The 13559-nt window shown below is 64.3% G+C and carries 10 protein-coding genes and 1 tRNA gene; 7 read left to right on the forward strand and 4 right to left on the reverse strand.

Going from position 1 to position 13559, the window contains the following annotated elements:
• Positions 1 to 32: 32 nt before the first annotated feature.
• Positions 33 to 4808, forward strand: coding sequence for a hypothetical protein (locus tag IPI56_05870; protein MBK7545261.1), 4776 nt, complete (start codon positions 33 to 35; stop codon positions 4806 to 4808).
• Here IPI56_05870 and IPI56_05875 read toward each other — a convergent pair.
• The 3 genes from IPI56_05875 to IPI56_05885 are packed head-to-tail and all read right to left on the reverse strand — an operon-like array spanning position 4805 to position 8049.
• Entirely contained in the window at positions 4805 to 6589 is a 1785-nt protein-coding gene (locus tag IPI56_05875) for a menaquinone biosynthesis decarboxylase (protein ID MBK7545262.1), read from the reverse strand. The two genes, IPI56_05870 and IPI56_05875, sit on opposite strands and share 4 nt — an antisense overlap.
• 11 nt (positions 6590 to 6600) lie before the next feature.
• Entirely contained in the window at positions 6601 to 7155 is a 555-nt protein-coding gene (locus tag IPI56_05880; protein MBK7545263.1) for a UbiX family flavin prenyltransferase, read from the reverse strand.
• 9 nt (positions 7156 to 7164) lie between these two features.
• Positions 7165 to 8049: a UbiA family prenyltransferase gene (locus IPI56_05885; protein ID MBK7545264.1), complete on the reverse strand. Its 885-nt coding sequence runs from the start codon at positions 8047 to 8049 to the stop codon at positions 7165 to 7167.
• A 40-nt stretch (positions 8050 to 8089) separates the two neighbouring features.
• Here IPI56_05885 and IPI56_05890 point away from each other — a divergent pair, with 40 nt between their 5' ends.
• The 6 genes from IPI56_05890 to IPI56_05915 all read left to right on the forward strand — a co-directional run bounded on the left by IPI56_05890 (position 8090) and on the right by IPI56_05915 (position 12412).
• Complete coding sequence (locus tag IPI56_05890; protein MBK7545265.1) at positions 8090 to 8704, forward strand: hypothetical protein; 615 nt, start codon at positions 8090 to 8092, stop codon at positions 8702 to 8704.
• 12 nt (positions 8705 to 8716) lie between these two features.
• Complete coding sequence (locus IPI56_05895; GenBank protein MBK7545266.1) at positions 8717 to 9385, forward strand: MBL fold metallo-hydrolase; 669 nt, start codon at positions 8717 to 8719, stop codon at positions 9383 to 9385.
• 614 nt (positions 9386 to 9999) lie between these two features.
• A tRNA-Val gene (locus IPI56_05900) sits at positions 10000 to 10071 on the forward strand.
• A 148-nt stretch (positions 10072 to 10219) separates the two neighbouring features.
• Positions 10220 to 10384 carry a hypothetical protein gene (locus IPI56_05905; protein MBK7545267.1) on the forward strand — a complete coding sequence of 55 codons (165 nt, stop codon included), beginning with the start codon at positions 10220 to 10222 and terminating at the stop codon, positions 10382 to 10384.
• A 1-nt stretch (position 10385) separates the two neighbouring features.
• Complete coding sequence (locus tag IPI56_05910; protein MBK7545268.1) at positions 10386 to 10616, forward strand: hypothetical protein; 231 nt, start codon at positions 10386 to 10388, stop codon at positions 10614 to 10616.
• Entirely contained in the window at positions 10613 to 12412 is a 1800-nt protein-coding gene (locus tag IPI56_05915) for a hypothetical protein (GenBank protein MBK7545269.1), read from the forward strand. Before IPI56_05910 ends, IPI56_05915 begins: the two co-directional genes overlap by 4 nt.
• Here IPI56_05915 and IPI56_05920 read toward each other — a convergent pair.
• Positions 12409 to 13470 carry a hypothetical protein gene (locus IPI56_05920; protein ID MBK7545270.1) on the reverse strand — a complete coding sequence of 354 codons (1062 nt, stop codon included), beginning with the start codon at positions 13468 to 13470 and terminating at the stop codon, positions 12409 to 12411. The two genes, IPI56_05915 and IPI56_05920, sit on opposite strands and share 4 nt — an antisense overlap.
• Positions 13471 to 13559: the final 89 nt, after the last annotated feature.

Here is a 13559-nt window from a genome sequence, read left to right on the forward strand (position 1 = left end):
CCCCGCCCACAAATCGGGGGGGGGGGAAGACGATGATTCATTACCGCATCGGGCGGAAATTCTTGGCGGCATTGACCGCCTTGGTCATGACGTCGCAGTCGGCCTTGGCCGCCCAACGGGAACCGGAATTTTGGTCCGACCGACGCCGGTCCCACGCCCCCGCGGCTCGCCTCGCCCCGGTCGCCCCGTTGGCCCGCTTCGACGACTTGTCGTCGGCTCCGCTCCCCGCCCCTCGGACCTGGATCGACCGGTCGAGATCCGACGCTGTCCGGAAAATATTGAAAATCCTCCCCGCGTCGGCCTCCGTGCGCCGCCTCAGCGCCCCCTCCCGGGATCAGGGCCGGGTGGTGATCCTTCTTCAGGACATTCACGACCACGCCGAGGCTCAAAAACACATCGGCGCGGTGTTGGCCGCTCTGGCGAAAGAGGGGGAAATCGGCGCCGTGGGCGTGGAAGGGGCTTTTCAACCCATCGAAACGGGCCGTTACCGGCAGTTCCCCCGGCGGGATCTCTTGGCGGCCGCGGCCGACGACCTCCTGGCGGCCGGCGAGATCGGCGGTCCCTTGCATCGGATGATGACCGATGGCGCATTGAAAGCCGTTCCCTTTTGGGGGATCGACGACCGGGAGTTGCACGGGCGAAACGCCGAGGGGTACCGGGTCGCCCAAACCCGTCGGGCGGAGGCCCTCGCGGATTGGGAAACCAAAATCCGCGCGTGGCGCACGGAAAGCGCCGAAGTCGCCCCGGCTTTGCGGGGGTTTTGCGAACACCTGGCCGAATGGGACGCGGGGCGGCGACCGCTCGGCCGCCACATCGAAACCTTGGCCTCGGTGGTCGATCCCTCCCCCAACACCCGCCGGTATTTGGACGCCCTGCGGTTGGAACGCGCCCTGGATTTTCAACGGGCCGACGCGCAGCGCCGGCAATGGCTTGAAACATCGCTGGCGATAGCGTCGGTGTCCCAACGGCAGGCGTTGACCGACGCCGCGGCCGTTTTCCGCGCGGGGGGGGCTTCCCTCGATTTTTACGCGTTTATCGAAGACTGGGGCCGCCGCGTGGGCGCGCCTCCCCCGAACAATGAATTCCGGAAATACCTGACGTACGTGCGGGGGGCCGGCGAGGTGGACGCCGAGGCGCTGTTCGACGACCTTTCGCGGATGGAGGACGAGGCTCTCGACCGGTGGAAAGCGTCGGCCTGGGAAAAAGAATGGGCGCGGGGGGGTCGAACGTTGAGCGCCGCTCGAAAGCTGTTGGAATTCGCCCTCACGCCCGACGAATGGAAACGGGTGAAAAGCGATCCCGCCCTGGCCGGACCGGATTTCAAGGCGTTTCGGGAATTTTACGCCGCGGCTGAAAAGCGGGACGGCGCCATGGCGAACAACCTGATCGCCCTCATGGACCAAAACGGGGTCAAAAACGCCCTCCTGGTCGCGGGCGGGTTTCACACACCGGGTCTTGAAAAACTCCTGACGGCGAACGGAACGCACGTCATCACCGCCGCGCCCCGGGTCACGCGCATCGATCCGGCCGCCGGCGCCCGCTATCTCACGGCCTTCGCCCGCGAGAAGACGCCCTTGGACCGACTCTTTGAAGGCCAGCGCCTGTTTCTGGCGCGGGAAATCAACCCGGCGCGGACCGCCTTCGACGTGGCCCTCCGGGTGGGGACGCTGCACGACAATCCCCGGGAAACCCTCGCCGCCTTGGCCCCCGAAGCAACGGCCGAGATCGACCGCGTGGACCGGGACAGGACCGAGGGGCGGCCTCGCCTCACGGTGTGGTTCAAGGAAGGCTTCGGCGCGCGGGTGGTTTATGACGCGCTGCAAAAGAAATTCGTCGCGACGACCCTTTCCCCCGGGAAACGCGGATTGGGGTCTTCTTGGAAGATCAAAGCGCGGGAGAAACTCTTCATCGCGACGGGCCTCGTCTTGGGGGCCGCCTACGGGCTCCCCGGCGTGGGCGCGGCCGCGCTCCTCACTTATTTTTCGCCGGAGCGCCCCTTCGGGCCCCCCGCGGTCGCGCGGCGGACGACGGACGCGTTTCTTCCCTCGGCACCCCGCTTTGAAACCCCGCCCCAGACGACCCGGCCCCACGCGCCCGACCACGTCGGGGGAGCCGAGGCGCTTGAGGATTTCAAATCGCGCGTGCGCGAATTTTATGACCTCTTTGAAACCGAGGTGGTGAACAAGTTCGCCGGGAAAACCATCCACGACGTCGACGTGCCCAACGCGTTTTACAATCAACGCGCGGCGTTCCTCGACTATTTCAACGAACGCATCAAAGAATTGCCGGGGCTTGGCGAGGCGTTGAACGCCGAGGCCGAAGCGGGCCTTGCGGACAGCGTGACGCTGCGGGACCGACTCATCACCATGCTCGGTTATCTGCAGGTGTTCGCCCGCGACGCGGAAGGGCGCGAACATTCACCCACGGCGGGTGTCCTTTTCAATATCAGCCGGGCACTTTTCGGTAAGTTTCATTTTCCAGAACATGAAACGAGCAGTCTCGATCAACTGATCAATGCCCTCACGCTGCGAAGGCCGATCGTGATGGTGCTCACCGACGTGGCGCTCGACACCGACACCATGATCAGCACCGCCATGGAGGTCCGGCGACGCCGCCTGTTGAATCCGCACGCCGTCTTCGTTCCCGTGATCAACGGCGATTTTATCCCCGCCGAGGCGCGTCATTTGTTGGGCAACGCCCTGGCCGACGATTTCCTGTTTCTCAAAGACGTGCGCGCCCTCGGCGTGGGTCCCGCCAGCGCGTCGGTCTTATTGATGGACCACAACGAAAACCACACCGACTACCCCGTCTACGGCGTGGTGGACCACCACGTCCTTTGCCCGCTGTGCGCCGCGTTGAACCGAAAAGGCCGGTCGATCGGCGCCATCCCGCAAACGCCCTCCACCGCCAGCCTGGTGACCTTGGCCTATTGGGGCATGGGGGTGCGCCTGCCGCGGCGGATTTTGCGCGCGCTCTACGGCGCGACGCTGATGGACACGGAGAACGCCACCGAGAGCAAAATGAACGATCACGTCTTGAACCGCACGTTCCTCCGGTTCGCCGGGTCGGTTTATTTCGGTCCGCAAGCGGCGCGCGAGGGGGAAGATCCGGCCAACCGGCTCCGCCGCCTGCAGGACGACTTCTACAACGAGATCATGCGCGTCTTCCTCGCCGAGGACAACCCGAAGGCGCTCTTCGAGCGGGACAAAAAGCCGTTTCCGGGGCTCGTCTGGGCGAACATTCAAGTGCTGGACAAATATTTGCCGAACGGGATTCCCTCGCCGGCTTTTTCAACGACATTGGATTATTTCGCCCTTCGCGCCCGGGCGGAATTGACGCCCGGCGTCCGCGCCGTGGTCTATAACATCATCCGCTACAAGACCGATCCGGAAGACGAAGAGAGCATTATCATCCGGGGCAACGACCTTCGGTTGGCTTTTCGGGCCGACGACGACCCGGCTTTTAAAAACGCCATGGTCGATGTGGCCCGCACTTTTGTCGCCGACCAACCGTCCACCAACCTAAAAACCCTGGCCGTCCACAGCGACGATCCGGCGCTGGTGTGGATCCACAGCAAATCCTCCGAAGCCCTCGCGCGCAAAAAACTCCAGCCCATGTTCGACCGCGTGATCCGCGCCCACGACGGCGCCGCGCCCGGCACCCTCCGCTGGGTTTGGTCGGCTTGGGAAACGGAAGCGGCCGTGCTCCGCCTGGCGCCTTGGGAATCCTGGTTGGTGGCGTTGGCCGTGGGGGCCACGGTCCCGGCGCTCCAAGCCCTCGGCCTTTCGCCCCTGTGGTCGACGGCCTGGGGCGCGGCGTGGGGCCTGGCCCACCTGGGCGGAACCGTTGACGGGGCCTTGCGTCCCGTCGCCGGTCGTCGAGCCCTCGGCCACGCCCTGGCCTTAACGGCCGTGGGAACGATTTGGACGGCCTTGCTGGCTCTGGGCTTGGATCTGTTCGACCTTCAACCCGGTGCGGCCATGGTCGGCTCCGCCCTGGCGGGGCTCCTGCCGCAACGCCTGCACGCTTTTTGGAACAGCACCCTCTACTGGAACGCCCGCGCGGAACGCCACATCCAAGCGTTGTCGGCGGGCGCGGCGATTCAGCGCCGCGGGGCGTCGGTCGACGACGCGGCGGCTCTTTGGGCCGATTTGGAAGCTCGACCCGTGGAGTCCCTGGGATTGGGGGAACGGTTCGAGTCCCTGGCCGAAGGCCGTCGGCGGGTGGGCGAATCGCTGGAGCGGGACGTCCGCCGGCCCGAGGCCGCGCGGGCCCTGCGCGACGCGATGATCCGTCGCGGGGTGGACGTGGCCGACCCCGCGGCTCTGCGGGCGGCGTTGACGGAATGGATGGCGCCCACGGCGCGGCTCTTCTTTGTGGCTCAAGAATCGGATTTGACCGACGATCAATGGAGCGCCTTGGCGCGTTCGGTGGGAAGCAAATTCAAAACCGGGGAAGTCCTATTCATCGTCCCGTCCGGCGGGGAAGGCCCGCGCGTTCAGGCGCGACTCGCGGCCCTGGGGATGGGTTCTCGGGGAGTGGCTGAAGAATCTTTCAGGAACGGTCGTGTTTCTTTGGCGGCTTTGGCGGCGAACCCGGCGCTCGCGACCACGCTGCGCGATGGACCGGCCCTGCGTCTTTACGCCCCCGCCGATCTTGTTTTGGATTCCGCCGGAGCGGCGCCCGCCTGGGGCGACGCGGTGAAACTGCGGGAAACGCTGCTGCGGGCGGTGGCGGCGATGCCGGTCCTGCGAACGAACTGGGATTTGATTGAGCGGATCGCCCGCGCGGTGGAAACAGCCGCCTAGTTTTTAATGTCCGCCGCCCCATGGGCTGAAACGCGTTCCACCACCGACGGGTCCATCACCAACGGATCCGGATAGCCCGGCTTCCAGCTGGCGTCGACGGCCAACGGGGGGGAAACGCGTGTCCACGCCCCGTCCGTCTCCACCCGCGCGGGGCGGATGTCCCGGGCGGCGTCGAACCGCGTGAATATCCCCCAAATTAAAAGTTCCTCGTCGTCCAGCGGCACGTCGTCGCTGACCACGGCGATGAACTTGAATCCGCCCAGAGAGGGCCGCCGCGCCAGGTTTTCGGCCAACGCGCGGTTTTGAACAGGGTCTTTGGTGTCGCTCCGCACCACCAGAAAAACATCCCGCAGGTTGCGCCAGGCCGTGGCGTGGGTCAGGGGCGCGCCGTCGCCCGGGGCGCCCGTCCCGCGCGGGGGGAATCCGGCCGTCGGCCGCGGCACGGCCCGGTTTTTCCGCGTGGCGTCCAAAATCATTTTGCTCCCCAGGTTCATCTTGAAACTCGTGAAATCGAGGGTGTCCTGGGCCGTGCCGGGGATGAGGATGAAATCTTCGGCCGGGTCAAAGTGGTCGCGCAGGGCGTCCAACACCGCCGTGAAATCCCGCACCTTCACGTCCGGATCGACGAGTACCACGCACTTGGTAAGCGACATCTGCCCCTGGCCCATGAGGCCCAGAGCGGTTTTGACGGCCTCTTTGGCGTAGCGTTGTTTAACCGCCGCCACGGCGAAGTTGTGAAACCCCGCTTCTTGATAAGCCCACAGGTCCACGAGTTCCGGCCGCATGAATTTCAACAACGGCAACAACATCTCCTGAACCGCGTTGCCCATGTATTTGTCTTCCTGGGGCGGTTTGCCAACGACGGTGGCCGGGTAGATGGGGTTTCTACGACGGTGAACTTTGTCGATGTGGAACACCGGGTAGGGCGCCGCGTGGCTGTAGTGTCCGAAATGGTCGCCGAAGGGGCCCTCCGTCCGCCGTTCGCGGGGGGGGATGTGGCCTTCCAAAATGAATTCCGCGTCGGCGGGCGCGGCCACCCCGTTGGAGAGCCGCACCAGGGGCACGCGCCGCCCCCGCAAAAATCCGGCGAAGGCGATTTCGTCCATGTCCTCCGGCAGGGGCAGAACCGAACCCAAGACGGTGGCCGGGTCGCCGCCGAGGGCCACGGCCACGGGCATGGGCTTGTCCAGGGCCATCCATTCGGCGTAATGAGCCCCGCCCCCCCGCTCGATCTGCATGTGCATGCCGGTGGTTTTTTCGTCATAAACGTGGAGGCGGTACATGCCGACGTTGCGACGGCCCCGGGGACTTTGGGTGATGACGAGCGGCAGGGTGAAAAACCGGCCGCCGTCCTCGGGCCAGCAGGTGAGGATGGGCCAGGGGTCGAGGTTCGGGACTTCGGTGACTTGATTGACGGGCCCATTCCGAACAAAGCGCGGCGGCATGTGGGCCGCGTCCCAAAACAAGCCCCGATGCTTCCAGAGGGCCGCGGGCCGGGGCGGCATGAGATCCTCGGCGGCGGCCGCCAGGCGTTCGCCGATGGCTTGAGGGGACCGCCCCAAGGCCAGCTCCACACGCCGGGCGGTGCCGAACAAGTTGATCGCCACGGGATAGGGGGACCCTTTGACGTTTTCGAACAGCAGGGCCGGGCCGCCCTCTTTGACGACACGGACGGTGATTTCCGTTATTTCGAGACGGGGGTCGACTTCGCGGCGGATCCGCCGCAGTTCGCCGTTCTCTTCCAGGAGGCGAAGTTGCGCCGGGAGATCGGCGGGGACCATGCGGGGAACTTTTATTCCAATTCTTTGGCGCGCCAACCGGCTTCGGTGGGCAGCCCGATGACCCCGCGCACCTTATCGACGAACCCGTTGATGAGGTCCGGCAGGGAAGCGGGTTTTTGGTAAAACCCCGGCGAGACGGGCATGATGATCGCCCCGGCCTGGGAGAGCTTGTGGGCGTTTTCCAAATCGATGGTCGAAAGGGGGGATTCGCGCAGGCAAAGGACCAGTTTGCGGCGCTCTTTGAGCGCCACCTCGGCGCAGCGGGTGATGAGGTTGTCCCCGATGCCGTGGGCGATTTTGCCCAGGGTCGTCATGGAACAAGGCAGAACCAGCATGACGTCGAAGGGGTTCGAGCCCGATGCCAGGGGCGCGTTCATGTCGTCGTTGGAAAACACTTTTTTAGTGAACGTGGTCAGGTTTTCGGAGGTCAATCCGGTTTCCTGATGCAGGACCGAACGCCCCCACCGGGACAAAACGAGGTAAATTTCCTCCCCGGAAACGCGGCGCAGGAATTCCACCGCGAAAATCGATCCCGACGCTCCCGTCACACCCAAAACAATGCGCATGGTTTTCTCCTAAAACTCCGGCCGAAGCCCCAACACCACCATCACCAAAACGACGAAACCCGTGATCACGTTGATTTTAAAAAACGCCAGGTCCACGTGGTCCACCACCAACTGCTCCACGAACAACAGGGCCCCCGCCCCCAAGCACATGAAAGCCGCGTTGGCGCCCTGCAGGGAAGTGAAAAAGAGCAGGGCCAGACAGAGAAAAGCGATAAAGTGGGCCGTCATGGACACCCGCAGGGCCCGTCGGCGGCCGAACCGCGCGGGCAGGGAAAACAAGCCCTCCCGACGGTCGAACTCCTCGTCCAATGTGCCGTAAATGATGTCGAACCCGGACAGCCAGAAAAAACTGAAGGCCCCGAGGATCCACGCCGGCCAGCTGCCCTCGAACCCCGGCCGCACCGCGAACCAGCCGCCCAGGGGGGCAAGCGCCCAGGTGAGGCCCAGGCCGAAATGGCACAGCCAGGTGAAGCGTTTCAAGGTCGGGTAAATAACGAAGAAGAGAAGGGGGACCCAGCTCCAAATCAGGCAAAAGCTGTTGATGGATTGGGCGCACCAAATGTAAACGACAAGCCCGGCGATTGCCACGAGCAGGGCGTCCCACACGCTCAAGGCGCCGGTGACCAATTCGCGATTTTTGGTGCGGGGGTTTTTGGCGTCGACTTGGACGTCGATGATGCGGTTGACCGCCATGGCGAAGGTGCGCGCGGCCACCCCCGCCAGGATCACCAACATCGACAGCCGCCAGGGAGGCCACCCGCCCTGGGCCAACAACGCCCCGGAGAACGTGATGGGCAATGAAAAGAGCGCGTGTTCCAGTTTGACGAACCGGGCGTAGGCGGCCAAACGCGCGCGACCGGTGGGGATGGACGGCAAGGCAACGGCGTCGCTCATGGACGGAGATTCTACCAAAAAACGGCTATAATTCGCTCCGATGAATAAAGAAAAAAAGCCCCTCATCGTCTTTGACATCGGGAACGTGCTTTTGCGCTTCAGTCCGGCGCGCGCCAAACGGAATTTCGATCGGCTCGTCCCCGGGGCGGGCGGGAAATTGATCCGCCTGATTTGGAAAACCCGGCTCGGACTGGATTTCGAGCGCGGCCGCCTGTCCGGCGCGGCCTTTCACCGGGAATGCCTGCGGCGCGCAGGGGTGCGGATGTCCTACCAAGACTTTCGCCGGGCCTTCTGCGGTATCTTCACGCCGATGCGCGCCCATTTGTCGCTCCTGCGCCGCCTCGCGCGCCGGTACCCGACCGCCCTTCTCTCCAACACCAACCCGATCCATTGGGCTCATATATGCCGCGCGTTCCCCGACCTGGGCCGCGCGCGGTATCCCATGGCTTCCCACCTTTTAAAGGAAATGAAGCCCGCCCCCGTGGTGTACCGCCGTCTGGCGCGCCGCACGGGGTTCCCGCTGACGAAAATGGTGTACATCGACGACCACCCCGCCTTTGTGGCGGCGGCGCGGCGGTTGGGCGTGCGCGCCCTGTGTTTCGATGGAAAGACCCCGTTGCGCCAAATGCTGGCCCGCGCGGGAATCGACGTTTGATATCATAGCCGCGTGAGCGTTTATCTTCGGCAATTGAAGTTGGGCCCCATGGAGAATTTCGTTTACCTGGTGGGGGACACCGACGCCAAAACCTGCGTGATCGTCGACCCGGCCTGGGACATCGACCGCGCCTGGGCGGAGGCCGAGTCCGAGGGCTACAAGGTGGAGGGCGCGCTCATCACGCACGGGCACTTCGACCACTGCAACGGCGTGGAAAACCTGCTGGCCAAAAAGAACGTGCCCGTCTACGTCCACCCCAACGAGCTCGATTACCTGGACAAAGGCGCGCCGCGCGGGCTGTTTTTGGACGTGCCGCGGGACCACGTCAAACGCTCCAACGCGGGCACGGTGCTGACCCTGGGCGCCACCAAAATCACCTTTTTGCACACGCCGGGCCACACGCCGGGATCGCAATGTTTCTTGGTGAACGACCGATTGATCGCCGGGGACACCCTGTTCCTGGGCACCTGCGGGCGCTGCGACCTGCCCGGCTCGAGCCCCAAGGACCTCTTTGAGAGCCTCAACGGGGTCATCGGCAAACTTCCCGACGAAACGATCCTCTACCCGGGGCACGACTACTCCCGCCGGGGCGTGAGCGGCCCCCTGGGGGAAGAAAAGAAACACAACCGCTTTTTCAGCGCGCACCGGCTCGATGAATTTCTCCGTTTGGCCGGGTTCTGATTTCGGGCGGTTAGCTCGACGCCCGGAGGTCGGACCCACTGGACCGACCGAGGACGTTCGCCCCACCGGTGTTTGGTGGGACAGCGGGAACCGAAAGCCAAGAATTCGTGCGCGGTTTTTGCGCACGGGCGGTTAGCTCGACGCCCGGAGGTCAGACCCACTGGACCGACCGAGGACGTACGCCCCGCGGGGGTCTGGCGGGGCAGCGGAAACCGAAAGCCAAGAATTCGTGCGCGGTTTTTGCGCACGGGCGGTTAGCTCGACGCCCGGAGGTCGGACCCACTGGACCGACCGAGGACGTACGCCCCACCGGTGTTTGGTGGGACAGCGGGAACCGAAAGCCAAGAATTCGTGCGCGGTTTTTGCGCACGGGCGGTTAGCTCGACGCCCGGAGGTCAGACCCACTGGACCGACCGAGGACGTTCGCCCCACCGGTGTTTGGTGGGACAGCGGAAACCGAAAGCCAAGAATTCGTGCGCGGTTTTTGCGCACGGGCGGTTAGCTCGACGCCCGGAGGTCGGACCCACTGGACCGACCGAGGACGTACGCCCCGCGGGGGTCTGGCGGGGCAGCGGAAACCGAAAGCCAAGAATTCGTGCGCGGTTTTTGCGCACGGGCGGTTAGCTCAGCGGCAGAGCGTTCGCCTTACACGCGAAGGGTCGGGGGTTCAAATCCCTCACCGCCCAAACTTTTCATCGAGGCGTGATTTAAAGGCCACAAATCCTGACTGAGGCGTGGGAGCCGAAGAAATGGTTGGAGGCCGATAGGCCGAAAACCACTCACCGCCCAATTTTTTCCGTTGGCCGTCCAACGCCCAGGATCAAGGAGGGTCCGTTGTTCAAAGACAAGTGGAATGTTTTCCGTGAATTGCTTTCCTTCCTTTGGAAAGAAAAGGCTTTTTGGTTGATCCCCTTGGTCGTGGTCCTGGTCGGCTTGGGCGTCCTCCTCTTCCTCGCCCAAGGATCCGCCCTGGCCCCCTTCATCTACACCCTGTTCTGAAATGAGATTTCTCGCGGCCCTTTGGGCCTGGTGGAAACCCAAAGCCCACGCCTTCGGCGCTTTTCAAACCCGGCTGATTCTCACGGTGTTCTATTACATCGTTTTCCTGCCGGTGGCCATCGCGGCCGGACGCCCCTGGCGTCGTCCCCGTCCGACCGACGAAGGAACGTCCTGGACGCCCCGGACCACGCGGGACCGATCCATCGACGATTTGAGACGGCAGCACTCGTGAACATCCTGGGCTTGAGCTTTTTCTATCACGACGCCGCGGCGGCCCTTTTGGTCGACGGGCGCCTGGTGGCCGCCTCGGAGGAGGAACGTTTTTCCCGGGTCAAACACGATTCGGCCTACCCCGAGCGGGCCATCGCCTTTTGCCTGGCCAAGGCGGGGCTGACCGCCGCCGATTTGGATTGTGTCGTTTTTTACGAAAAACCCTTTCTCAAGTTTCACCGTTTGATCCAAACCCTGGCCGATTACGCGCCCCGGACCGGCCTGGTCTTCCGCGACGCGATGGTGAGTTGGTTGGGGGAAAAGCTTTGGATCAAGCCCCTGGTGCGCGAAAAGCTGGGCGTTCCGGAGGACCGGATCCTTTTCTCGGAGCACCATCTCTCCCACGCCGCCAGCGCTTTTTTTTGTTCGCCCTTCGCCGAAGCCGCCATCTTGACGGTGGACGGCGTGGGGGAATGGAGCACCGCCACCCTGGGCCGCGGGACCGCGCGGTGGGGCGACGCCGGGGAAAACAAAATCGACCTTTTTTCCGAAATCCGGTTTCCGCATTCGCTGGGATTGTTGTACTCGGCTTTCACGGCGTTTCTCGGTTTCGAAGTCAACGAAGGCGAGTACAAAGTGATGGGCATGGCGCCCTACGGGGAACCGCGTTACGTCGATCGCGTGGAAAAACTGATGCGGCTTCACGCCGATGGAAGTTTTGAAATGGATTTGTCTTATTTTCGGTTTCCCTACCACCGGCGCGACACCTTTTCACCGAAGTTCACGGCGCTTTTCGGACCGCCCCGGGATCCGCGCGCGCGTTTCGTCACCCGCCGCTCCGGCCCGGCGGGCGAGGGGCCGCCCGCCACGGAAGGGGAGATGAACGCCAACCAACATTACGCCGACATCGCCGCCAGCGTCCAACGGGCCACCGAGGAGATCCTTTTGAAAATGGCCCGCCACCTTCACGCCCGGACGGGCTTGAAAAACCTGTGCGTGGCCGGCGGCGTGGCGCTCAACTCCGTGGCCAACCACCGCCTGCGGCGGGAAACCCCTTTCGAAGACATCTACATCCAACCCGCGGCGGGCGACGCCGGCGGGGCCCTGGGGGCGGCTCTTTATGTGGAACACGCGGCCCTCGGCCGCCCCCGGCGGTTCGTCATGGACCGCGCGGACTGGGGGTTGGCCGTCGACCCCGCGCGCGCCGCGGACTTTTTCCGTTCGGGGGGCATCGCCCACGAGACGCTGGAGAACGAAGAGCGTTTGATCGAACGCGTTGTCGATTGGCTCGGCAAGGGGCGGGTGATCGGTTGGGCCCAGGGGGCGGCGGAGTGGGGTCCGCGCGCCCTGGGCCACCGTTCCATCCTGGCCGATCCCGGACGCGCGGGCATGAAAGACACCGTGAATATTAAAATCAAATACCGGGAACCTTTCCGCCCCTTCGCCCCCTCGGTCCCGGTGGAACGCGCCGCGGACTTCGTCGCTTTTCCCGACGTGGAGCGTCTCCTGCCCCCGCGCTTCATGCTGATGGTGGCCCCGGTGCGCCCCGAAAAACGCGCGGTCATCCCCGCCGTGACCCACGTGGACGGATCCTGCCGCCTGCAGACGGTCTCCCCCGACGTCGACCCGCTTTACCACCGGTTGTTGACGCGTTTCGGCGAGCGAGCGGGGGCGCCGGTGTTGCTCAACACCTCGTTCAATTTGCGGGGGGAGCCCATCGTCAACGACCACGAAAACGCCCATCGGACGTTTTCGGCCTGCGGCATGGACGCCCTCGTGGTCGGACCCCATTGGGTCCCGAAACCCGGGATCGATTAATCGGAGGCGCGCGGCGGGTGGCGGTCGCCCACGGCGCGGGCGAGTCCATCGGCGAAGAGGCGGTTCAATTCGGGCCCGGGGTGTCCGTCCGCGGGGTTCACGTGCAGGGGGGATTCCGGAGGCAAGCGGCCCACCGCCTCCTCAAAACGGACCACCGCGAAGCCCAAGTCCTCCGCCGCGCGGGCGGCCTGGTCCACCCGGTCCGCGACAAACCGTTGTTCGGGGGTCGGGCGCGCGACCTCCGCGCTCGACCCCGGGCTCAACAGCGCGGCGAAGAGAGGGGCCGGTAGGCGCCGGCCGTCGGAAAACTTTTTGATGTCCCGCAACGCCTCCCGGAAAGCGATCCACGTCGGGGCGTCCTCGGCGTAGGCCCGCCGCAACTGTTCCTCGTAATCGGGAACGCGACCCGACAATTCCGCCCAGCGGTTGAGGGCTTTCCGAAATTGCCCGGCCAAACGCGGCAAGGCCACCCCGGCGAGGATTTTTTCGACGCGCCCCATCCAGCGACCGTGCCGCTCTTCAAACCGACGGTGTTCTTCGGTGGGGTATTTTTTCGCCGGATCCACATCGTTGAGTGAAAAACCGACCACAATCCGGTCCGGGGCCACCATCGGGCCGAACCCGACGACCACATCGCGCTCGAACACGGTGGGCGCGCCCATGAGGCCCAAATTGATGACCTCCCAGCCTTGCCGGGGAGAGAGTTCGTTCAACCGGTCTTCCATCAACTCGGTGTAGCGTTGGGCGGGAGCGAGTCCGACCCCGAACGTCAAAGAATCGCCCACCACCATCACCCGCCGGACGCCCCGGGGTTTTGGCACCTCGAAACGTTTTTGACGGAAATGCCACCCGTTCCAAACGACGCGATGGTCCGCCCGCCAGGGATGGCCCCAGGTGTAATACACCCCGTCTTTTTCACCGTCGACCGGCAAGCGGCGCCGCGGGTCCCGCAACCACAGTCCGAACTCCACCGCGTGGATCAAGAAAAGGATGGAAAAAAATGTCAGAGTCCCAAGGGCGATCAACCGGGGTCCGCGACGGTCGGGAAGGGCTTTCATGGGCCCATGGTACCACATTGTCAAAAGGCCGCCCGGAGCGACACTTTGGCGGTTTTGGGGTCGTCTAAAAGTCCAAAGGCGACCGGCAC

This window comes from Elusimicrobiota bacterium, assembly GCA_016706425.1.
Lineage (GTDB): Bacteria > Elusimicrobiota > Elusimicrobia > FEN-1173 > FEN-1173 > JADJJR01.